This is a genomic window from Rhizobium sp. NRK18, assembly GCF_024385575.1.
GTDB lineage: Bacteria > Pseudomonadota > Alphaproteobacteria > Rhizobiales > Rhizobiaceae > JANFMV01.
This window is the reverse complement of record NZ_JANFMV010000001.1, coordinates 1916470-1938704: the sequence shown is the minus strand read 5'-3', so window position 1 is coordinate 1938704 and position 22235 is coordinate 1916470. Positions and strand designations below refer to the sequence as shown.

The 22235-nt window shown below is 61.1% G+C and carries 16 protein-coding genes; 6 read left to right on the top strand and 10 right to left on the bottom strand.

All coding sequences use genetic code 11. The features are described 5' to 3' along the window. The first annotated feature begins 151 nt into the window (after window positions 1-151). Window positions 152-3961, top strand: coding sequence for a vitamin B12-dependent ribonucleotide reductase (locus tag NN662_RS08900; RefSeq protein ID WP_261929925.1), 3810 nt, complete (start codon window positions 152-154; stop codon window positions 3959-3961). A 734-nt stretch (window positions 3962-4695) separates the two neighbouring features. Further along, complete coding sequence (locus tag NN662_RS08895; protein ID WP_261929924.1) at window positions 4696-5373, top strand: hypothetical protein; 678 nt, start codon at window positions 4696-4698, stop codon at window positions 5371-5373. Between the two features lie 292 nt (window positions 5374-5665). On the opposite strand, the gene NN662_RS08890 is transcribed toward NN662_RS08895, so the two are convergent. From NN662_RS08890 to NN662_RS08860, 7 genes are all read right to left on the bottom strand, one after another. Continuing rightward, a complete protein-coding gene (locus NN662_RS08890; RefSeq protein WP_261929923.1) occupies window positions 5666-6022 on the bottom strand; it encodes an endonuclease domain-containing protein in 357 nt (118 codons plus the stop codon). 337 nt (window positions 6023-6359) lie between these two features. Next, the gene (locus tag NN662_RS08885) at window positions 6360-6791 is read right to left on the bottom strand and encodes an OsmC family protein (protein WP_261929922.1); all 432 of its coding nucleotides are present in this window, start codon (window positions 6789-6791) and stop codon (window positions 6360-6362) included. 179 nt (window positions 6792-6970) lie between these two features. Next, entirely contained in the window at window positions 6971-7588 is a 618-nt protein-coding gene (locus NN662_RS08880; protein ID WP_261929921.1) for an ABC-type transport auxiliary lipoprotein family protein, read from the bottom strand. An 11-nt stretch (window positions 7589-7599) separates the two neighbouring features. Beyond that, window positions 7600-8967, bottom strand: a complete 1368-nt coding sequence (locus tag NN662_RS08875; protein WP_261929920.1) for an MlaD family protein — start codon at window positions 8965-8967, stop codon at window positions 7600-7602. Between the two features lie 29 nt (window positions 8968-8996). Then, the gene (locus NN662_RS08870; RefSeq protein WP_261929919.1) at window positions 8997-9797 is read right to left on the bottom strand and encodes an ABC transporter ATP-binding protein; all 801 of its coding nucleotides are present in this window, start codon (window positions 9795-9797) and stop codon (window positions 8997-8999) included. A gap of 11 nt (window positions 9798-9808) precedes the next feature. Next, on the bottom strand, window positions 9809-10963 hold the full coding sequence (locus tag NN662_RS08865; RefSeq protein ID WP_410010973.1) for an ABC transporter permease: 1155 nt from the start codon (window positions 10961-10963) through the stop codon (window positions 9809-9811). 188 nt (window positions 10964-11151) lie between these two features. Then, a complete protein-coding gene (locus tag NN662_RS08860; protein ID WP_261929917.1) occupies window positions 11152-11958 on the bottom strand; it encodes a UDP-2,3-diacylglucosamine diphosphatase in 807 nt (268 codons plus the stop codon). A gap of 209 nt (window positions 11959-12167) precedes the next feature. Here NN662_RS08860 and NN662_RS08855 point away from each other — a divergent pair, with 209 nt between their 5' ends. Beyond that, window positions 12168-14480, top strand: a complete 2313-nt coding sequence (locus tag NN662_RS08855) for an NADP-dependent malic enzyme (protein WP_261929916.1) — start codon at window positions 12168-12170, stop codon at window positions 14478-14480. Window positions 14481-14656: 176 nt separating this feature from the next. After that, the gene (locus NN662_RS08850; protein ID WP_261929915.1) at window positions 14657-15748 is read left to right on the top strand and encodes a DUF2865 domain-containing protein; all 1092 of its coding nucleotides are present in this window, start codon (window positions 14657-14659) and stop codon (window positions 15746-15748) included. An 11-nt stretch (window positions 15749-15759) separates the two neighbouring features. On the opposite strand, the gene NN662_RS08845 is transcribed toward NN662_RS08850, so the two are convergent. Both NN662_RS08845 and NN662_RS08840 read right to left on the bottom strand, forming a co-directional pair. Continuing rightward, entirely contained in the window at window positions 15760-17247 is a 1488-nt protein-coding gene (locus NN662_RS08845) for a sensor domain-containing diguanylate cyclase (RefSeq protein ID WP_261929914.1), read from the bottom strand. Window positions 17248-17378: 131 nt separating this feature from the next. Next, on the bottom strand, window positions 17379-19058 hold the full coding sequence (locus tag NN662_RS08840; protein WP_261929913.1) for an NAD+ synthase: 1680 nt from the start codon (window positions 19056-19058) through the stop codon (window positions 17379-17381). A gap of 210 nt (window positions 19059-19268) precedes the next feature. Between NN662_RS08840 and NN662_RS08835 the strand changes: the two genes are divergently transcribed. Continuing rightward, window positions 19269-21197 carry an LTA synthase family protein gene (locus NN662_RS08835; RefSeq protein WP_410010918.1) on the top strand — a complete coding sequence of 643 codons (1929 nt, stop codon included), beginning with the start codon at window positions 19269-19271 and terminating at the stop codon, window positions 21195-21197. Window positions 21198-21232: 35 nt separating this feature from the next. Then, window positions 21233-21778: a DUF1003 domain-containing protein gene (locus tag NN662_RS08830; RefSeq protein WP_261929912.1), complete on the top strand. Its 546-nt coding sequence runs from the start codon at window positions 21233-21235 to the stop codon at window positions 21776-21778. 6 nt (window positions 21779-21784) lie between these two features. Here the strand turns inward: NN662_RS08830 and NN662_RS08825 are convergent, their stop codons facing one another. Next, on the bottom strand, window positions 21785-22195 hold the full coding sequence (locus NN662_RS08825; RefSeq protein ID WP_261929911.1) for a GFA family protein: 411 nt from the start codon (window positions 22193-22195) through the stop codon (window positions 21785-21787). Window positions 22196-22235 lie beyond the last annotated feature (40 nt).

Sequence of the window (22235 nt, the reverse complement as noted above, 5' to 3'; positions counted from 1 at the left end):
CACAAGATACAGGGTCTTCATCTCACCGAGTGGAACCCGATGTGACACGGATTGAGCACTGGCTGCGCGGATGAAACCGGGCAGCCGGACAGGACATTTGCGCCCGGAAACACAAGCCGGCAACGCCAGACTTTTTAAGGGGATGAATACGATGCGGATCGAACGGCGATTCACCAAAGACGGCCAGTCACGCTATGCGGAGATCGAATTCCGCAAGGCGGTCAGCGAAATCAAGAACCCGGACGGCTCGATCGTTTTCCGTCTGGCCGACATCGACGTGCCGGCGCAGTTCTCCCAGGTCGCGACCGACGTTCTGGCGCAGAAATATTTCCGCAAGGCCGGCGTGCCGAAGATCCTGAAGAAGGTCGAGGAAAACGACGTTCCGTCGTGGCTATGGCGTTCCGTCCCCGATACCTTTGCCCTCGAAGCCCTGCCGGAAGACGAGCGTTTCGGCTCGGAAACCGATGCCCGACAGGTCTTCGACCGCCTCGCCGGCACCTGGACCTATTGGGGCTGGAAGGGCAAGTACTTCTCCACCGAGGAAGACGCCCTCGCCTTCCGCGACGAACTCGCCTACATGCTTGCCACCCAGCGCGTTGCCCCGAACTCGCCGCAGTGGTTCAACACCGGCCTGCACTGGGCCTATGGCATTGACGGTCCCGGTCAGGGCCATTTCTACGTCGACCCCTTCACCGGTGAACTCAAGCAGTCCGAATCCGCTTACGAGCATCCCCAGCCGCATGCCTGCTTCATCCAGTCCGTCGGCGACGACCTCGTCAACGAGGGCGGCATCATGGACCTGTGGGTTCGCGAAGCCCGTCTCTTCAAGTATGGCTCCGGCACCGGCTCCAACTTCTCCTATCTGCGTGGCGAAGGCGAACGGCTTTCGGGCGGCGGCAAGTCCTCCGGCCTGATGAGCTTCCTCAAGATCGGCGACCGCGCCGCCGGCGCCATCAAGTCGGGCGGCACGACCCGCCGCGCCGCCAAGATGGTCGTCGTCGATATCGATCACCCGGATATCGAGGAATACATCAACTGGAAGGTCAAGGAAGAGCAGAAGGTCGCAGCCCTCGTCACCGGCTCCAAGGTCGTCTCCAAGCACCTGAAGGCGATCATGAAGGCCTGCGTCAACTGCGAGGCCGACAACGACGCCTGCTTCGACCCGAACGAGAACCCGGCCCTGAAGCGTGAAGTCCGCGCCGCCAAGAAGGCGCTGGTTCCGGAAAACTACATCAAGCGCGTCATCCAGTTCGCCAAGCAGGGCTACAAGGACATCGAGTTCAAGACCTATGACACGGACTGGGATTCGGAAGCCTACCTCACGGTCTCCGGCCAGAACTCCAACAACTCCGTCTCGATCAAGGACGAGTTCCTGCGCGCTGTTGAAAACGATGGCGACTGGAACCTGACAGCCCGCCGCGACGGCCGCGTGATGAAGACGCTGAAGGCCCGCGACCTGTGGGACAAGGTCTCCTACGCCGCCTGGGCATCGGCCGATCCGGGCCTGCACTTCAACACGACGATGAACGACTGGCACACCTGCCCGGCGGCCGGCCCGATCCGCGCCTCCAACCCGTGCTCGGAATACATGTTCCTCGACGACACCGCCTGCAACCTGGCGTCTCTGAACCTCCTGCAGTTCAAGGACCAGGCCACGAAGAACATCGACATCGCCGACTACGAGCATGCCGTCCGCCTGTGGACCGTCGTTCTCGAAATCTCGGTCATGATGGCACAGTTCCCGTCGCGCCAGATCGCCGAACTCTCCTACAAGTACCGCACGCTCGGCCTCGGCTACGCCAATATCGGCGGCCTGCTGATGTCGTCCGGCATTCCGTATGACAGCGCCGAAGGCCGCGCCATTGCCGGGGCCCTGACCGCGATCATGACCGGCGTCGCCTATGCGACTTCGGCGGAAATCGCCTCCGAGCTCGGCCCGTTCCCGGAATATGCGCCGAACGCCGCCAACATGCTGCGCGTCATGCGCAACCATCGCCGCGCCGCCTATGGCGAGAAGCAGGGCTATGAAGGCGTTGCCGTCAATCCGGTCGCCCTCATCCACGGCGATTGCCCGGATGCCGACCTCATCGCCCATGCCAAGGCTGCCTGGGACAAGGCGCTGGAACTCGGCGAACAGCACGGCTACCGCAACGCCCAGTCGACCGTGATTGCGCCGACCGGCACGATCGGCCTGGTCATGGATTGCGACACGACCGGCATCGAGCCCGACTTCGCGCTGGTGAAGTTCAAGAAGCTTGCCGGCGGCGGCTACTTCAAGATCATCAACGGCGCCGTGCCGGAAGCGCTCCGCACGCTCGGCTACACGGAAAGCCAGATCGCCGAGATCGAGGCCTATGCCGTCGGCCACGGCAACCTCAACCAGGCGCCGGGCATCAACCCCTCGACGCTGAAGGCCAAGGGCTTCACCGACGAGAAGATCGAAGCCGTCAACGGCGCGCTGAAGGCCGCCTTCGACATCAAGTTCGTCTTCAACCAGTGGACGCTCGGCCCCGACTTCCTGAAGGACACGCTGAAGGTCTCCGACGAGCAGCTCGCCGACATGAGCTTCAACCTGCTCGACCACATGGGCTTCTCGAAGAAGGAGATCGAGGCTGCCAACATCCACGTCTGCGGTGCGATGACGCTCGAAGGCGCGCCCTTCCTCAAGGAAGAGCACCTCGCCGTCTTCGATTGCGCCAACCCGTGCGGCAAGATCGGCAAGCGCTACCTGTCGGTCGAAAGCCACATCCGCATGATGGCGGCCGCCCAGCCGTTCATCTCGGGCGCCATCTCCAAGACGATCAACATGCCGAACGAGGCAACCGTCGAGGATTGCGGCGCGGCCTACATGCTGTCCTGGAAGCTCGGCCTGAAGGCGAACGCCCTCTACCGTGACGGCTCCAAGCTGTCGCAGCCGTTGAACGCCTCGCTTATCGAGGACGAGGACGACGAGGATGATGCCGTCGAGGCGCTGGTTGCAGCCCCGGCTGCCGCCCAGGCCGTCACCGTCACCGAGAAGATCGTCGAGCGCATCGTCGAGAAGATCGTCCGCGACCGCGAAAAGCTGCCGAACCGCCGCCAGGGCTACACCCAGAAGGCCGTCGTCGGCGGACACAAGGTGTACCTGCGCACCGGCGAATTCGGTGACGGCCGCCTCGGCGAGATCTTCATCGACATGCACAAGGAAGGGGCTGCCTTCCGTGCGATGATGAACAACTTCGCCATCGCCGTCTCGCTCGGCCTGCAATACGGCGTGCCGCTCGAAGAATACGTGGAGGCCTTCACCTTCACCAAGTTCGAGCCGGCCGGCATGGTTCAGGGCAACGACGCCATCAAGAACGCCACCTCGATCCTCGACTACGTGTTCCGCGAACTGGCCGTCTCCTACCTGAACCGCCACGACCTTGCCCATGTCGACACCTCCGACTTCGGCAACACAGCGCTCGGCAAGGGCATCCAGGAAGGCAAGACCAACCTGATCTCGACCGGCTGGACCCGCGGCCACAAGCCGACACTGGTCTCTTCCGGCCACGGCCCCTCCTCCGAGCCCAAGGGTTCGGCGGCCGGCGCCCCGGCAACGGCGCGCGTCTCCGGCGGCAACGTCACCGCGATCGGCGCCACCGCGCGCAAGATCGATGCCGTCGCTGTGACCGAGACGGTCACCTCCACCTCGGAAGTCGTCGCCTTCAAGCGTGACTACGAGGAACGCGCTGCAGAACTGGCAGAGGAAATCGCCGACGAGGCCGCCCAGGAGGCAACCGCCCTGTTCTCCGACAAGGCCGCCGCCGACGCCGCCACCGCCAAGGCCGACGCCAAGAAGCTCGAGACCGAACGCCGCATGCGCTCGATCGCCCAGGGCTACACCGGCAACATGTGCTCCGAGTGCCAGAACTTCACGATGGTCCGGAATGGGACGTGTGAAAAGTGCGATACTTGTGGTGCGACGAGCGGGTGCAGCTGAGCAAGTTGTTGAAAACTGAGAAATTGATAGCCCGGGGGAAACTCCGGGCTTCTAACTCACAAAAACTCGCATCAGTATTTTGATACGAATACTGACTCTACGCAGCAGAAAAGAGTCACATTAAAGAAACAAAGATCACATTCAGTCAAATCAAAGGCCACCGGCGAATGACTCCCAGCACTTTATTTGTGCGAACAAAAATATAAATACCAAATCAATATAAGAGTTATCCACAGAACTCTGTTGACATTAGAAAAATCGCAAGCTAATGTGAGAAATAATTGAAATTTTATTACTAATTAATTGACTTATACACCAGCCTCGCACTAATATGATTCGCAGATGCAATGCGAATAGCCACGAAAGCGAGGTGATGATCGATGGCTACCAATCCCCCAAAAGGCGACGGGCACCGCATAGGTGCAGTAAGGGACCGCTCACAGGTCTACAATCCAAAGACTGAAACCTGGACCAAACGCGCTCCAGATGGAAAGTTCATGGATGGAAAGAAAGACGGCACTCCATTCAAAGGAGTGCGAAAAGAGAAGTGATCATTCGCATGTGCCGTGACCGAGCGCCAACTCGACCACGACACACCGCGAATAGCCAAAGCCTTCGCTAGGCAAAGAGACTAATGTCCCTATACCGTTGGCAAACGAATTATAGGCTGTTGGCTCTCCAAGTCGAGCGGGCTTTGGCACCTTATCCACTTTTGTAATCAAGAGGATTTGAGCATGCCACAAATACCGACGATGGGATTCTCTGCATTCTTAAAGCTGATATCTCTCAGCGACAAGAGGCAAAAAAGCACCATACGCGAGCGGCATAAGCCCTCCAAAGACAGCAAGCCATACGATCGCCACCGCAGCTTACGTCGTGCAATTCAAAAATTGGCAACGGGCACCCAAACTCCAGCAGAAGTTTTTGCTGCTACATCACTTATCAAGAACAAGGGAGAAAGGCGTTCCACTCGCCTAGGGATTATCCGCTTTCTAAAATGGCGAAAAGCAAATCCGGGCCAAATCAATTTCTGCGATGCAATCGTGATCCAAAGCCCCGGAGGCTTCTTTCGTATCCGCTTTGAAGCGAATTGTGTTATGGAAATGGGCGGGCGTCGAACAGCAATCCATATATGGAACACAAAGGAACCAAAACTTCAAAAAAGTATCGTGATTGCAGCCTTGACTTTGGTTCAGCGCAATTGGCCCAAAGAATCTGACTTAGTTGATGATTTTGCAATACTTGATCTTCGAAACATGCAACTTCACCGTTGGTCAGAAAATCCAAAAGCTTACTCAACTATCGTTGATGCTATAATGCAATATCTGGATCTGCAGTGCAAACTTTCACGTAATGAATTCGGGCTTCCGACAATCGGCCCCCAACCTAAGGGCCCACAACTGGAAACGTAACTCCCCTCACCAGTGATTTCTAACACTTAGCCTTTGGCTAAGACGTTGAAATCACGTCCTCTCCCGCAAGGGGAGAGGTGGAGCGTCGAGAGCGCCGCAAGTGCCCATCTCCCCCTTGGCGGGGGAGAATGGAATTTCAACATCTTAGCGAAGCTAAGTGTTAGAAATTCCAAGAGAGGGGGTCGGTGGGGGTGGTCGGACATATCCCCTCACCTGAAAAATCTAGCACTTAGCGCTACGCACTAAGACGCTGATTTTTCTTCCTCTCCCGCAAGGGGAGAGGTAGGATCCATCATTCCCCAGTATTCTTCAGCTCCAGCAATATCACCCGGCAGACATCAACAAGATTGCGTTCAATCTCGTCGTTCCAGAAGCGCAATACCCGAAAGCCGGCGTCGCGAAAATGGCGATCACGCTTGGCATCCCGGACGCTTTCGGCATGCTGGCCGCCATCTGCCTCGACGATCAGACGAGCCTCGAAGCAGACGAAATCGAGGATATAGCCGTCGAGCGGCACCTGGCGTTTGAACTTAAACCCGGCCAGCTGGCGGTTCTTCAGTGACTGCCACAACATTGACTCTGCCGCCTTGCTGTCGGCACGCATGGAGCGGGCAAAATTACGGTGATGGGGCGGAACGGGCTGGCGCATGTGGGGATGATTGCAAAGCATTTGCAGAATGCAACCCGTTTTGTGACCTGATCCCCTCACCAACAAAATCTATCACTTAGCCGAAGCTAAGATCATAATTTTGTATTCTCTCCCGCAAGGGGAGAGGCGAAGCGCCGAGGATGCCGCGGGCGCCCATCTCCCCCTTGGCGGGGGAGAATGGAATTTCAACATCTTAGCGAAGCTAAGTGTTAGAAATTCCAAGAGAGGGGGTGGCGCAGCGTGGGAAGGCATACCCCCTCACCTGAAAAATCTGGCGCTTAGCGCTATGCGCTAAGACACCGATTTTTCTTCCTCTCCCGCAGGGGGAGAGGAAAGTTCACCCGAACGTCGTCGTCAAGCTGATCGGCACCGCCGAAAGCGCCTTCGAAACCGGGCAGCCGGCCTTGGCCTTGTCGGCGATCTCCTTGAACTTGGCCTCGTCCATGCCGGAGACGGTGCCGGAAAGGGCGAGTTCGATGCCGGTGATGGCGAAGCCGTCGTCCTTCTTGTCGAGGGAGACGCTGGCGGTGGTTTCCAGGCTGTCGGCCTTGAAGCCCGCCTCTTCCAGCATCAGCGACAGCGCCATGGTAAAGCAGGCGGCATGCGCCGCGCCGATCAGTTCTTCCGGATTGGTGCCGGGCTGGCCCTCGAACCGGGTGCGAAATCCGTAAGGCTGCTTGTCGAGCACGCCGCTCTCGGTAGACACCTCGCCCTTGCCGTCCTTCAGTCCGCCGCTCCAGTGCGCCGAGCCCTTTTTGACGATAGCCATCGCTTCCTCCTGATCCGTTGTTGATGGGGTACAGTGTAATAATGGTCGGCGGCGCGTTCTGTTCCGAAATGCGAACCATTCAGGACGGAAATGCGCACGCCGCCACAAGGCGCAATGCTACACCGGTATCGTGACAGGGAGGAGACCCGAAAACGAACGGCCGAAGCCCGGCCCGGGGATCAGATGACGCCGAGCGACCAGGTGACGATCTGGCTGGCGATATCGGCAAAGGCGCGGTCGAGGCCATCGACGAAGGCCGGCGCCTCGGAGCCGGTGACCGGCGCGGTGGCGGTAAACAGCTTCGTCGCCCGCACGGAGCCGTTGCGGTCGTTGAGGATCTTGACGGAAATCGCGATATTCGCCTGCTTGACGCCGCCATAGGCCTGCACCTCGAAGGTGCGGATTTCGGTCACCACCTGCTCGTCGATCGCCAACCCCTGCCCCGGCACGCCGACGCCGCCGAGCTTGCCGGTCGCCTCGAAGGCCTGCACGAGCTTGGCCTGCACCATGCGCGGCAGCGTGTCACTCCATTGCGAGCCAGAGAGATACTGCACCTCGGACGGCGAGACGCGCACGACGATCTTCTCGCTGTTGATCGCCTTGATGGCGGTCGGCACCGGCACCAGGATCTGGCGGCGATGGGCCGAGCGATCGGTGGAGACGGCCGGCGCTGCAAGGTCGAACGTATCGCTGAGCGGCGTCGTAGAACAGCCGCTCATCAGCACGGCGGCCAGCGCCCCGGCAGCCAGTGCGGGCATTCCCTTGCGCATGATCGACACCCTTGCCACTCCGCTCATAAACTCACTCCTCAGCGACGGGTGCGCCCGTCATATTCCTTCACGCCGCCACCGCCGAACAAAAGCCGCTGCGGATTGTCGTCGAGATTGTTGATCGTGTCCTCAAGCGACTTCACCGTACGGCGCGCATCGTCCACGAGGCCCTCGACGTCGCGCAGACCGCTCGACGAGAACTTGTTGAGATTGGCGGCGATCGGACCGACCTGCGCATTCAGATTGTCGGCAAGCGTCTTGATCGACTTCAGCGTCTCGCTCGCCTGGGCGAACATGCCCTGGGAGTCGTCCGAGCTCACCATGCCGTCGACCTTGGCGAGAATGCCGTCGACGCGGTTCGAGGCCGCATTCAGCTTCTTGGCCATTTCGGTGACATTCTTGATGGTGTCGTCGATGTCCTGCTGATGCTTGTCGACGATATCGCCGACATTCTTGAACGAGGCGATCGCCACGCGGGCATCGGCGGCAGCCGCCGAAATATTGTCGACGGCCGTGCCGAGTTTCGCCGGATCGATCTTGACGATCAGCTTGTCGGCATTGTCCAGCACACTGGCCGCCTTGTCGCCGGCCTTGCTGATCGATTCCGCCGTCGTCTTGAAGCTCTGGACGGTCGACTTCAGCTCACCCGACGAGTCCGCCACATCCTTGCTGACCTTTTCGGCATTGGCGAGAATGTTGTTGATGCGCTCGGCATCCACAGCCTTCACCAGCTTCTCGATCGCGTCGAGCGTCGAGTCCAGTCGCCCGGAGAGACCGCTGACGCTGTCCGAGAGCGCCGAAACGCTCTGCAGGAACTTGTCGATACCGTCGGCATTGCGGGCAAGCGCATCGGAAAAGGTCTTGGCATTGTTGACCGTCTGCGTCAGCGGCTCGCGCGCATCGCTGATGAACCCCTGCAGCTGGCCGATCGCGTCGTCGGCCCGGTCGAGAATCTTGTCGGCGGTCGCAAGAAGGTTGGTCACGGACGACTGGTCGGCGACGATCACCGCCCGCTTGCCGCTCTCCGCCGCCTCCTGCAGGATGCTCTTCTTCGTCTTGTCGCCGCCCGAAAGCTCGATATAGGCGGCACCCGTGAGGCCCTGGATTTCCAGAACCGCCTTGGTGCTGGAATAGACCGGGGCATCGGCCCGGACTTCGGTGAAGGCGACGGTAAACCGCGGATCGTTGTCGATCCTCAGATCCCGCACGGAACCGATGGCAATGCCATTGAAGCGCACCGGCGATCCGACGCTCAGACCATTGGCGGAACCGGGAATGCGAACGAGTAGTTCAACCGTCGGCCCCTTGCCACCGAAACCGGACATCCAGTAGACGAAGCCGAACGCCGCCGCGATGATCAGCAGCGTGAAGATACCGACGATGGTGTAGTTGGCTTTCGTTTCCATTCAGTCCTTCCACTGTACCGACATGGCGCTCATGTCCGGCCGACGATCGAGCGGGCCCGCTTGCCGCGGAAATAGGATTGCACCCAGTCGTCCTCGAACGAGAGCATGTCTTCCAATGTTCCCTCGACCAATACCCGCTTCTGTCCAAGCACTGCAATACGGTCGCAGACGGAAAACAGACTATCGAGGTCGTGTGTCACCATGTAAACGGTCAAACCCAGCGTATCGCGCAGCCGGGCAATGAGTTCGTCGAATTCGGCGGCGCCGATCGGGTCTAGGCCGGAGGTCGGCTCGTCGAGGAAGACGAGGTCGGGATCGAGCGCCAGGGCGCGCGCCAGCGCCGCGCGCTTGATCATGCCGCCGGAAAGCTCCGACGGGAACTTGTCGGCCGCGTCCGGCGCCAGTCCCACCATCTGGATCTTCAGATAGGCGAGCTCGTCCATCAGTTCCTTCGGCAGGTCCAGATACTCGCGCATCGGAACCTGGATGTTTTCCTTGACCGTCAGCGACGAAAACAGCGCACCGTGCTGGAAAAGCACACCCAGCCGCATGTCGAGCTGGAAATGTTCGCTCTCGCTGAGCTCGTCGTAATTCTTGCCGAGAATGGTGATCTTGCCGGATTGCCGCGGCAGCAGGCGCAGAACCGTGCGCATCAGCACCGACTTGCCCGTCCCCGAGCCGCCGACAAAGCCGAGAATCTCGCCGCGATATACGTCGAGATTGAGCTTGTCGAGCACCAGCTTCTCGCCGAAGCCGACGGTCAGGTCGCGCACCGAGAGGATGACCTCCCGTTCGCCCTCGCTCGTCTTTTCCTGAGTGGCCTGATCCATCCCCGCGCCCTTTAAAAATCGATGGCCGCGTAGAACATGGCGAACAGCCCGTCCACGAGAATGACGACGAAGATGGATTTCACCACAGAAGCGGTCACGTGCTGGCCGAGCGATTCCGCGCTGCCGCCGACCTTCATGCCCTCGAGCGCCGCGACCACGCCGACAATCAGCGCCATGAACGGCGCTTTCACCATGCCGGAAATGATCGTCGAATAGTCGATGGCATCGCGCAGCCGTGTCAGGAACACTTCGAAGGTGATGCCGGAATAGACCCAGGCGATGATCGCCGCCCCCCCGAGCGCCGCGAAATTGGCGACGATCGTCAGCAGCGGCAGAGCGATGGTGAGCGCGACCAGGCGCGGAAAGATCAACACGCCCACCGGATTGAGCCCGATCACCTTCAGCGCGTCGATCTCTTCGCGCATCTTCATCGAGCCGATTTCGGCGGTGATGGCGCTGCCCGAGCGGCCGGCGATCATGATCGCGGTCAAGAGGACGCCGATTTCGCGCAGCTGCAGGATGCCGACCAGATCGACGACAAACACCTCGGCGCCGAAATAGCGAAGCTGGAAGGCGCCCTGCTGGGCGATGATCGCGCCGATCAGGAACGACATCAGCAGGATGATCGGGATAGCCCGAACGCCCATGCGGTCGACCTGGTTGGCAATCGCCGCCGGCGAGACGCCGCTGCCGCGCCCGAGTTTCATCTGCGCCCCGCGCACGGCGGAACCGAGAATGTACATCGACGCTTCGAAATCGCTCCAGAAGGCGATGGTCAGCCGGCCGACCGGAGCGAAGATGCGCTCCGTGAGCGCCACCTGGCGAGGTGCCGTCTTGCCGTCGGAGACCTTTTCGGGAATGGCGGCCAGCAGTTCCTTTAACCCGGCGCTTTCGCCCGTGACCGTCACGTCCGTGCCGGCCTCGCGGGCCTTCATCTCGATCCGTCGGATAAGCCAGGCACCCGCCGTATCGATACCGCCGAGACCCGAGACATCGATCACCAGCGCCCTGGGCAGTCCCTTGGCGGCGATTTCGCGCAGCGGATCGATGACCGGTGAAATCGTCGTGTTGCGCCAGTCGCCGGTCAGCACGAGCCGACTGGCACCAGACGCCCCGGGCGTCTCGAATACGAAGGCTGCAGGAGTACCCGTTTCGGCAGACAATATACGCCAATCTTCATTGCATTACTGAGTCTTGCCTGTTTACCCTCCGGCAGCACCGGTGTCACGGCTGCCGGCAGCCACAGTCCCGAATGTCGCGGCAAAATAACCTTCGCATTGCAAACGTGCCACTGTGGTCGCACCCTGCCGGGACAAGCCTTGGGGCTGTTCCCGGCAGCGGGCAAATCCGGCGCTCAGGCGGCCTTGTCGGACTGCAGCTTCAGCGGCGGAGCCAGCTGTATCGGCAAAGGTTCTTCAGCCGTGATCTGCTGCCAGGTGATCAGCTCGAACGTGCCGTCGTCATGCTCGGCAACGGCCGTGCAGCTTTCCACCCAGTCGCCGGTGTTGATGTAGCGGATGTCGTCCATGTCTTCCATGACGGCGTGGTGAATATGACCGCAGATGACACCGTCGACATTGTGACGGCGGGCTTCGTCGACGACACACTTCTGGAACTCGCCGATGAAGTTGACGGCGTGCTTGACCTGCAGCTTGGCCCATGCGGAGAACGACCAGTACGGCAGGCCGATGCGACGGCGGATGGCGGCAATCACGATGTTGAGCCGAATGGCGGCGTCATAGGCCCAGTCGCCGAGATAGGCGAGCAGACGGATGTTGCGAACGACGACATCGAATTCGTCACCGTGCAGGATCAGGTACTTGCGGCCGTCTGCCGCTTCGTGGATGGCCCGTTCCATCACCTCAATGCCGCCGAAATGCATGCCGGGGAAATCGCGCAGGAATTCGTCGTGATTGCCCGGAATATAGATGATGCGGGTGCCCTTGCGCGCCTTGCGCAGAAGCTTCTGAACCACGTCGTTGCAGTTCTGCGGCCAGAACCAGCTGCGCTTCAGACGCCAGCCGTCGACGATATCGCCGACGAGCACGATCGTTTCCGCCTCGTGATAGCGCAGGAAATCCAGAAGGTAGTCCGCCTTCGCGGCCTTCGAGCCCAGGTGCACGTCCGAAATGAAAAGGGTCCTGAAACGTCTGGCTTCCATCTTGTCATCCACCGATCGACTGGTTCAATCCAATTATGACTGTCAAAAACAGAGTCTTGTTTCAGGAAGATGACAATGGCGGCGGTGGGCTTCATACGAAGCTAAAATGCGCGCAATATCGCCGCTGAGACGATATTTTGGATACCCCCGGCGACAGGATTGATGTAACAGCCATCGCCAAAGCGCCACAAAAGACGGAGAAGCATGGGATGAACGCTCCAGACAAGCCGAACAACACCACTGGCCCGCGCAGCGGCGATCTGGACGAACAGGCCCTCTTCTACCACCGATATCCGTCCCCCGGAAAACTCGAGATCCAGGCGACCAAGCCGCTCGGCAACCAGCGCGATCTGGCGCTCGCCTATTCGCCCGGGGTCGCAGCCCCCTGCCTCGCCATCCGCGATAATCCGGAAACGGCTGCCGACTACACCTCACGCGCCAATCTCGTCGGCGTGATCTCCAACGGCACAGCCGTCCTCGGCCTCGGCAATATCGGCCCACTCGCCTCCAAGCCCGTGATGGAAGGCAAGGCCGTCCTCTTCAAGAAATTCGCCGACATCGACGTGTTCGACATCGAAGTGGCCGAACCGACCGTCGAAGGCATGGTGAGCACCATTTCGGCGCTCGAGCCGACCTTTGGCGGCATCAACCTCGAGGATATCAAGGCGCCGGAATGCTTCGAGGTCGAGCAGCAGCTGCGCGAACGCATGAACATCCCGGTCTTCCACGATGACCAGCATGGCACCGCCATCATCGTCGCCGCAGCCGTGCTGAACGGTCTGGAGCTTGCGGGCAAGGACATTGAAAAGGTCAAGATCGTCGCCTCGGGCGCCGGCGCGGCGGCACTTGCCTGCCTCAACCTGCTGGTGAGTCTCGGCGCCAAGCGCGAGAACATCTGGGTCCACGACATCGAAGGCCTGGTCTACGAGGGTCGCGAGGCCCTGATGGACCGCTGGAAATCGATCTATGCGCAAAAGAGCGACAAGCGGGTTCTGGCCGAGTCGATCGCCGACGCCGACGTCTTCCTCGGCCTGTCCGCCGCCGGCGTGCTGAAGCCGGAGCTGCTCGCCCAGATGGCGGAAAAGCCGCTGATCATGGCGCTCGCCAATCCGACGCCGGAAATCATGCCGGATCTCGCCCGTGAGGCGCGGCCCGACGCGATGATCTGCACCGGGCGGTCGGACTTCCCGAACCAGGTCAACAACGTTCTCTGTTTCCCGTACATCTTCCGCGGCGCACTCGATTGCGGCGCGACCACCATCAACGAAGAGATGAAGCTCGCCGCGGTTCGCGCCATCGCGGCTCTCGCCCGCGAGGAAGTCTCGGACGTCGCCGCCCGCGCCTATTCCGGCGAGACGCCGGTCTTCGGCCCCACCTACCTCATCCCCTCGCCCTTCGACCCGCGCCTGATCCTGCGCATCGCGCCTGCCGTCGCCAAGGCCGCCGAGGAGAGCGGCGTCGCAAGCCGTCCGATCGCCGATTTCGACGCCTATCTCGACCAGTTGAACCGTTTCGTCTTCCGCTCCGGCTTCCTGATGAAGCCGATCTTTGCCGCCGCCAAGAGCGCCGAGCGCAAGCGGGTGATCTTCTCCGAAGGCGAAGACGAACGCGTGCTGCGCGCCGCCCAGATCCTGCTTGAGGAAGGCATTGCCCGGCCGATCCTGATCGGTCGTCCGCAGATTCTGGAAATGCGCCTGAAGCGCTACGGCCTGAAGATCCGGCCCCATACCGATTTCGACGTGGTCAACCCGGAGGACGATCCGCGCTTCCGCGAATATGTGGACGACTATTTCGCGCTGGTCGGACGCCGCGGCGTCACTCCGGAAGCCGCGCGTACCATCGTGCGTACCAACACCACCGTCATCGGCGCGCTTGCCGTGAAGCGTGGCGAGGCGGATGCCCAGATCTGCGGCCTGGAAGGCCGCTACGACCGCCATCTTCGCGACATTCGCCAGATCATCGGCAAGAAGGATGGCGTCCTCGATTTCTCCGGCCTCAGCCTGCTGATCTCGCAGCGCGGCGCAACCTTCTTCACCGACACCTACGTCACCTACAATCCGTCGGCCGAAGAGGTCGCCGAAATGACGATCATGGCCGCGCAGGAAATCCGCCGCTTCGGTATCACGCCGAAGGCCGCTCTCGTCTCGCATTCCAACTTCGGCTCGCGCGATTCGGAAAGCTCGGCGAAGATGCGCCGCGCATTGGCGATCGTGGAGGAAAAGGCGCCGGAACTGGAAGTCGACGGCGAAATGCACGGCGACTCGGCGATATCGGAAGTCCTGCGCAAGCGTGTGATGCCGCAAAGCCGTCTGGCGGGCGAGGCCAATCTCCTTGTGTTCCCGAACCTCGATGCCGCCAACATCACGCTCGGCGTGGTCAAGACGATGATGGACGGCCTGCATGTCGGCCCCATCCTGCTCGGCGCCGCCCTGCCCGTGCACATCCTGTCGCCTTCCGTCACCTCCCGAGGCGTCGTCAACATGGCGGCCCTTTCCGTGGTCGAGGCCTCGCAGCCGCTCTGAGCCACAACTCTGGGCCGCCACTCTGAGCTACTGGGCAAGCTGTCCCGTATTGGTCAGCTTCCCGCAATGCCCGGCTGTATTATGATGGCCAAAGACGACCTGACCCGCTTCGCGGTGCGTAAAGGTCATCTGCGCGATGCGACTGCGCCATCCTTGAGAAACCGGAGACCTCCGACGTGGCTTTGAACCGGTTCGGACTTGCGTTCCTGTCCATCTGCCTCGCTTTGCCGGCGGCGGATCGGGCGCTGGCGCAGTCGGAAGAGGTTTGCGCGACGCTCTACCATCAGCTGACCTCCGGCATCGAAGTCATCGGCACCACCGTCCAGACGCGCGCGCTTCGCCGTGAATTGTCGGAAAAGGATCAGGAGATCCGGGCGGCCCGCCAGCGTCTGAGGGACATGGGGTGCTCATCGGGCAGCGTGGTTGTCATCGGCGGCGCCAACCAGGATGCCTGCAACGTCCAACAGGCGGCGATCGACGGCATGCGCCGGGCGCGGGACGAACTGGCCTCCGGCCGCCAGCCGATCTCCAACCGCAGCGGTGCGACGCGCGAACAACGGCAGAAGATCCTCGACGCCATCGCCGCCAACGGCTGCCACAGCGACACCTATCCAACGCTCGCCTCGACCGATCCCGACAGCGAAAGCGACGTCCGCCGGCCGGTCGAGACATTTATTCCACCTCTCGACGACAAGAAGCACTTCTGGCCATCGGCGATCCGTCCCACGCTCGGTTATGAGGTCGGCAGTCCGTTGAAGACGATCTGTGTCCGGACCTGCGACGGTGGCTTTTTCCCGATTTCGTCCAATGCTAGCCCCGCATCCTTCCAGCGGGATGCGGAGACCTGTGCGGCCATGTGCCCCGGAACGCAGACCGAGCTTTTCTACTCGTCACTCTACGATACCAATGCCGACGAGATGATCTCGGCCGCCACTGGCGAAACCTACGGGCAGATGCCGTCCGCCAACCTTTTCAAGCAGCGCAAGCCGGGTACGGATCCAAAGTGCGGCTGCGACATGGAGGCCTATTACAAGGACATCATGCGGCGCGAAAAATTACAGCAGACGCCAGCGGGGTCCGGCTATTCGACCATCACCGCCGTGCCGCCACCATCCGAGACGCCTCCACCGGCAGCAACAGCCTCGCCGCCGCAGCCGAGCCCAACGGAACGGGACTACGATCCGCAAAAGCGGCACATCCGTCAGGTGGGTCCGTCCTTCATCGTCGGGGACGAGACGACCGGGACACTGGAAAAGCAGGAAAACTGAGTGGAGACGGCTCAGGCGAAGAGCTTGACGCCGCCGGCCGCCGGGTGCTCGCCGGACATGATGGCGCAATTGCGCCCGGCGTCCTTGGCCGCGTAGAGAGCCTCGTCGGCAATCAGGACGAGTTCGCGCACAGACTTTGCCTGCGCGGGGAAGATCGCCGCCCCGGCGCTGCCGCCGACCTGCAGGATCACTCCGTCATGCAGCACGGGAACCTGAGCGTCCCGGACGAGCCCGGTGGCGATCGCCATGACTTCGTCGCGATCGGTAATCCCGTCGAGGAAGACCATGAACTCATCGCCTCCAAGGCGACCAACCAGCCCCTGCCTGCCGACGCGCTCCCTGAGCCGTCCGGCAATGTCCTTGAGAACCGCGTCGCCGGCGGCGTGCCCGTAACGGTCGTTGACCGCCTTGAACAGATCGAGGTCCATGGCAATCAGCGCGAACGGCCGTTGCTCGCCTGCCGCCTTGGCCAGCGTCTCGTCAAAGCCGCTGCGATTGGCAAGCCCGGTCAGGGCATCGTGATTGGCGAGGAAGCTGTTCTTCGCCTCGCTACGTTGTAGCGCCTGGACGACGGAACCGAAACGGACGGCGATATAGCCAAGCACCAGAACGGCGACCAGCACGGCCACCACCACCTTGGGGCCGGCCTTTGACCAGATATATGTGTCCGGCGTGTTGGGTGACCAGGCGACGATATAGGGCCCGTCGGTAAAGCCGTTGCCGACGGGGGTCGATGCATCCGCAGGGTCCTTGCCAGATTCACTGACGACATGCAGGTTGCGGATATGCAGGCGCTCGTTCATGCCGGCAAGCATGGCATCGGAGACCGGCTTGACGGTGACGAGCAGTGTCGGACCGTTGAAAAGAAGCGCACGGTCCGGGCTGCGGGGAATGACGGCCTGGACGACCACGATGCTCATATGGCCGAACAGCATCCGCATGTCGGATGCGTAGATGTCGGGACGGGGCAACTCGAGCAGATCCCGATCCGGCATCGAGCGCGCAATCGAAAGGCGGCCGCCCTCATCCTCCAGCGCGTCGCGGAATTTCTGCTTTGCATCGTAGATCAGGTCGTCGATCCAGAACATGAGATCGCCGGCGTCGCTGTCCTCGACGCGCTGGCCGTTCTTGACAGCAAGCAGCGGCGTGTTGTCGGCGGCCGTGAAAAGTACCCATGAAAATCCGAGATCGTTCCACAGCGAGCGCACAGTCGGGTCCGCGGCGAGAAGATCGATGCCGTCAGGAGCCAGCAGATTGCTGACGGTTCGGTCCGAATAGGACAGTTCCGCCTGCAGCTTGGCAACCTGATCGATCTGGTGCTGGAATTCCTGCTGCACCAGCTTGCGTTCGCTGGCGATCGCGAAGACCTCCGCCTGCTTGACGGAATAATCAAGGACCATGAAGCCCGCAGCCGCAAACACGCCAGCGATGACGGCGCAGGCAAGATAGATGACCGGAACCATCCGGCGATCCATCGCTCTGGCACTTCGATACTGCATACTGCCCCCAAGGCCACACACGGCGATGAGAGCATCATGCTCCAACGCCTGATTGTGGTCCAAACGTTAGCATGCAAGCAGCAACGAAGGCTTAAATTGAACAGTAAACAAACGCTAAAACGTCAAAAATCTCAGCGGTCGCGGAAGCGGTTGGTGATGGGATAGCGACGGTCGCGCCCGAAGTTCTTCTTGGTGATCTTGACGCCCGGCGCAGACTGGCGGCGCTTGTACTCTGCAATGTAAAGCAGGTGCTCCACCCGATGCACGGTCGCCGCATCATGACCACGTGCGACGATATCCTCGACCGACATCTCGCCCTCGACGAGGCACTCGAGAATGTCGTCGAGCACCGGATATGGCGGCAGCGAGTCCTGGTCCGTCTGGTCCGGCCGAAGCTCGGCGGACGGCGCCTTGTCGATGATGTTTTGCGGAATGACCTCGCCCGACGGGCCGAGAGCGCCCGGCGGCACATGGGTGTTGCGCCAGCGTGACAGCGCATAGACCTGCATCTTGTACAGGTCCTTGATCGGATTGAAGCCGCCGTTCATGTCGCCGTAGAGCGTGCAATAGCCGACCGACATTTCGGACTTGTTGCCGGTCGTCACCACCATCGAGCCGAACTTGTTGGAGATCGCCATCAGGATAGTACCGCGGGTGCGGCTCTGCAGGTTCTCCTCGGTGATCCCGGTTTCGGTGTCCTCGAATAGCTCTGAGAGCGCAGACAGAAAGCCGGCCACCGGCTCCTCGATCGCCACGATGTCGTAGCGGCAGCCGAGTGCCTGGGCGCAGGCCGCCGCATCCTTCAGCGAATCCTGCGATGTATAGCGGTAGGGCATCATCACGCAGCGTACCCGCTCCTCACCCAGCGCATCGACTGCGATCGCCGCGCAGATGGCGGAATCGATGCCGCCGGACAGGCCGAGAACGACGTTACGGAAGCCGTTCTTGTTCACATAATCGCGGAAACCGAGCATGCAGGCGCGGTAATCCGCCTCCTCCGCATCCGGAATCTTCGACATCGGACCGCCCTCGCAGCGCCAGCCCTCCTCGCCACGTCGCCAGGTGGTGACGGCAAGCGTCTCCTCGAACTGGCTCATCTGGAAGGCAAGCGTCTTGTCGGCGTTGAAGGCAAAGGACGCGCCGTCGAACACGAGCTCGTCCTGGCCGCCGATCTGGTTCGCGAAGATGAGTGGCAGGCCGCTTTCGATCACCTGGCGCAGCGCAACCTGATGACGGACGTCCAGCTTGTCGCGGTAGTAGGGCGAGCCATTCGGCACGAGCAGCAAATCCGCACCGGCTTCGGCAAGCGTCTCGCAGACGCCGGCATCGTTCCAGATTTCCTCGCAGATCGGAATGCCGATCCGCACACCACGGAAATTGTAGGGGCCGCTGATGCTGCCTTCGGTGAAGACGCGCTTCTCGTCGAACTCGCCGTAATTCGGCAGGTCGATCTTGTCGCGCAGGGCGACGATCTTGCCCCCGTCGAGGAGCGCTACCGAATTGTGGCGGCCCTTTTCACCCTGCCGCGGAAAGCCGATGACAACGCCCGGACCGCCATCGGCTGTTTCGGCCGCCAACTCCTCGACGGCCTTCAGGCACGCCCTGAGGAAGGCCGGCTTGAGCACCAGATCTTCTGGCGGATAGCCGGAGATGAAAAGCTCCGTCAGAAGCAGGAGGTCAGCCCCCTGCGCCGCCGCATCGGCGCGGGCGCTGCGGGCTTTCTGCAGATTTCCGGCAATGTCGCCAAGCGTGGGGTTGCCTTGCGCAATCGCAATTCGGAGCAGCTTTGGATCGGGCGTTTCTGTCGTCATGAGCGACGTTTAGCGCGACTTGCGCCGGCCTGCAACGCGAGATCAACACGCCCTTCGCATTTGCGTGTTTCGACCCTCTTTCATGCGGCAGCGCAACAGAATTGCCACGCACGAAATATTTCATTCATGCTCGGTTCAGGCGCCCTTCTGTAAGTTTCATGACAGTCGTATGACGCTTGCATGAAACTTTTGTGAAATCCGGAGATTTCCTTGGCCTATTTCATATCCGGCGCGCCTGCCCAGAATGCCTATCTTGACGACGGCGATACCGCTATCCGCCGCAGTCACAAGGCGATGGTTTTTGCATCGGCGATGATTGCCACGCTTTTCCTGTCGTTTGTGACCGTATTTCTCGTCGAATGGATCTCGCGCGGATCGCTGCCGGAAACCCTCTCCTATTTCGCAACCCTCAGCCAGCCGTCCTGGACGACCGTCGGCGTGGTCTTCCTCGCCTATCTGGCCGGTGACGCCCTGCTCGGCCGCGAGCACAAGGCCATCCTGATTTTCGCGCCGCTGCTGGTCGGCATGGCCATCGTCAACGCGCAGAAGCAGCTCTATTTGTCCGACCCCTTCTATCCGTCCGACATGCTGTTCGGCCGACAGATTATGGAACTGATGCCGGCGCTCGTCAGCGATCGGCCGATGACCGCGATCCTGCTTGCCGTCGGCACCGTCATTGTTGTCGCCGCCGTCATTGGTTCTTGGATCTTCGCCTGGCGCACCTTCCCGCGCCTGTCCGCCCGTCAGCGCATCCTGCGGCTCGCCGTCGCCCTGCCGCTCATCGCCGGCTTTGCCCACATGATGGACTATTCGAAGTTCTTCTGGCTGCGCGACCGCCTGCAGGCAATCCCGATGATGTGGGACCAGAAGGAAAACTACAAGCACAACGGCTTCATCCTCGCCTTCATCTTCAACGTGCCGATGGCCCATGTTGCCGCACCGGCCGGCTACGGCCCGGATGCGATCGGTGCGATCCAGAAGGAGCCGGTCGGCCTCGCCGTACCGGCGAACTACCGCCAGAAGCCGGACGTCATCGTGCTGATGAGCGAGTCCTTCTGGGATCCGACCCGGCTTCCGAACGTCAAGCTTTCGCCCGACCCGATGCCCTTCATCCGGTCGATCCAGGGCGGACACGTCTTCTCGCCGGAATTCGGCGGCATGACGCCGAACATCGAGTTCGAGGCGCTGACCGGCTTCTCCAATGCCTTCCTGCCGTGGGGCAGCATTCCCTACCAGCAGTATGTCCGCCGCCCGTTGCCGTCGCTCGCCACCTTCTTCAAGAGCGAAGGCTACACCACACGTGCCATCCATCCCTTCCAGGAATGGTTCTGGAACCGCTCGAACGTCTACAAGGACTTCGGCTTCGACGAATTCATGTCCGAAGACAAGATGCCGCCCATGGAAAAGCGCGGCATCTTCGCCTCCGACGAGTCGCTGATGAAGGAAATCATGCGCGAGGCGGACGACGTCGAGGAACCCTTCTTCTTCTTCGCCGTCACCCTGCAGGGTCACGGCCCCTATGAGCCGCACCGCTACAAGGTCAACACGATCTCCGTCGACGGCAATATTCCGGAAGACGACCGCGAGCGCGTCGCCACCTATGCCCAGGGCGTCAAGGAGGCCGACGACAGCCTCAAGCGCCTGACCGAATGGGCGAAGACCCGCGATCGCGAGACGATCATCGTCCTCTTCGGCGACCATCTGCCGCCGCTTGGAACCGCCTATGTCAGCGGCGGTTACATGGAGCAGCAGACCGCCCTGCGCCGTGCCCCTGCCGATCAAATGAAGCGGGAACACGAAACGCCGCTCCTGATCTGGTCGAGCAAGACCGGGCCGGTCAAGGACATCGGCACGATCAGCCCCGCGCTGCTGCCCTACCGCATCCTCAAGCTCGCCGGGCTGGAACATCCCTACTACACGGGCTTCCTCGGTGATGTCGCCAAGCACTACGATATCCTCGACCGCTACATGCTGGAACAGGTCTCGGGCGACGATGTCTCCGGATGGCAACAGAAGAAGGGCGTCGCACCGCTGATCCGTGACTACCGGTACCTGCAGCACGACATGATGTTCGGCAAGGAATACGGCTTGAAACGGTTCTTCCCGGAAAGGGCCGGTGCTATAGATACCGGCACCTGATCCCTCGCGCCCATCGGCCACAGACGGTTGACACCATGAAACCGATCGACCTTGCCCAGAAACTGTTCGGCAAATCGCATGAGCAACTCGGCGAATCCGAAAGACGTGTTCTGAAATACATCAGCGAGCGTCGGACGCTGTCGACGGATACCAACGAGGCTTTCGACGCCGACAAGACGTTCGGCGAGCGGCTCGCAGACAACATTGCCACCTTCGGCGGATCCTGGAGCTTCATCATGAGCTTCGGGGTCTTCATGGCCTTCTGGGTGATCGCCAACACGGTACTGCTCACCCGCGATGTATTCGACCCCTACCCCTTCGTTTTCCTCAATCTGGTCCTCTCCATGCTGGCGGCGCTCCAGGCGCCGATCATCATGATGTCGCAGAACCGGCAGGCGGCCCGTGACCGCTTCGAGGCAGCCAAGGACTACGAGGTCAACCTGAAGGCCGAACTCGAAGTGCTCGCCCTGCACCAGAAGATCGACATGCAGGTGCTGGGCGAGATCGCCAGGCTGCGCGAAGACGTCGCCCGACTTGCCCAGGCGCTCGAGCGACCGGTTGACGACGCAACCTTGCAATAGCGGATATCAGCCGGCGCTGGAGCCGGGAAACTGCGGCAGGTCGTCGCCGATCGCGTAGTAGTCGCCCTTGTCGGCGCAATAGATATGCCGCGTCAGAACAAGCGAAGTCGGCGGGTCGAACACGCCCGCTCCGACCGACGTATGGCTGCTGCCGTCCCTTTTCCAGAACAGGAATGACCCGCACACGCTGCAGAAGCCACGACCGATACCTGGCGTCGCGGAATACCAGGTGACCTTTTCTGCGCCATCGACCTCAAGCGCGTCGTCACGAACATCGGTCGATGCCCAGAAATGCCCCGATTGCTTTCGGCACTGGCTGCAGTGGCAGGCAACGACGCTGCCAAGCTCGCCATGGGCGCGAAAGCGGACTGCACCGCAAAGGCATCCGCCGGAATGGTTTTCACTGTTGGTCGGCATCGTTCTTATCCCCGCAAATGATGAAGGGCCAGCATCGCTG

What these genes read in the sequence shown, in the direction of transcription:
- NN662_RS08890 (WP_261929923.1), bottom strand. Translation starts at nt 6,022, where the DNA reads ATGCGCCAGCCCGTTCCGCCCCATCACCGTAATTTTGCCCGCTCCATG.
- NN662_RS08830 (WP_261929912.1), top strand. Translation starts at nt 21,233, where the DNA reads ATGAAACCGATCGACCTTGCCCAGAAACTGTTCGGCAAATCGCATGAG.
- NN662_RS08885 (WP_261929922.1), bottom strand. Translation starts at nt 6,791, where the DNA reads ATGGCTATCGTCAAAAAGGGCTCGGCGCACTGGAGCGGCGGACTGAAG.
- NN662_RS08825 (WP_261929911.1), bottom strand. Translation starts at nt 22,195, where the DNA reads ATGCCGACCAACAGTGAAAACCATTCCGGCGGATGCCTTTGCGGTGCA.
- NN662_RS08880 (WP_261929921.1), bottom strand. Translation starts at nt 7,588, where the DNA reads ATGAGCGGAGTGGCAAGGGTGTCGATCATGCGCAAGGGAATGCCCGCA.
- NN662_RS08875 (WP_261929920.1), bottom strand. Translation starts at nt 8,967, where the DNA reads ATGGAAACGAAAGCCAACTACACCATCGTCGGTATCTTCACGCTGCTG.
- NN662_RS08840 (WP_261929913.1), bottom strand. Translation starts at nt 19,058, where the DNA reads ATGACGACAGAAACGCCCGATCCAAAGCTGCTCCGAATTGCGATTGCG.
- NN662_RS08870 (WP_261929919.1), bottom strand. Translation starts at nt 9,797, where the DNA reads ATGGATCAGGCCACTCAGGAAAAGACGAGCGAGGGCGAACGGGAGGTC.
- NN662_RS08895 (WP_261929924.1), top strand. Translation starts at nt 4,696, where the DNA reads ATGCCACAAATACCGACGATGGGATTCTCTGCATTCTTAAAGCTGATA.
- NN662_RS08860 (WP_261929917.1), bottom strand. Translation starts at nt 11,958, where the DNA reads ATGGAAGCCAGACGTTTCAGGACCCTTTTCATTTCGGACGTGCACCTG.
- NN662_RS08845 (WP_261929914.1), bottom strand. Translation starts at nt 17,247, where the DNA reads ATGCAGTATCGAAGTGCCAGAGCGATGGATCGCCGGATGGTTCCGGTC.
- NN662_RS08855 (WP_261929916.1), top strand. Translation starts at nt 12,168, where the DNA reads ATGAACGCTCCAGACAAGCCGAACAACACCACTGGCCCGCGCAGCGGC.
- NN662_RS08900 (WP_261929925.1), top strand. Translation starts at nt 152, where the DNA reads ATGCGGATCGAACGGCGATTCACCAAAGACGGCCAGTCACGCTATGCG.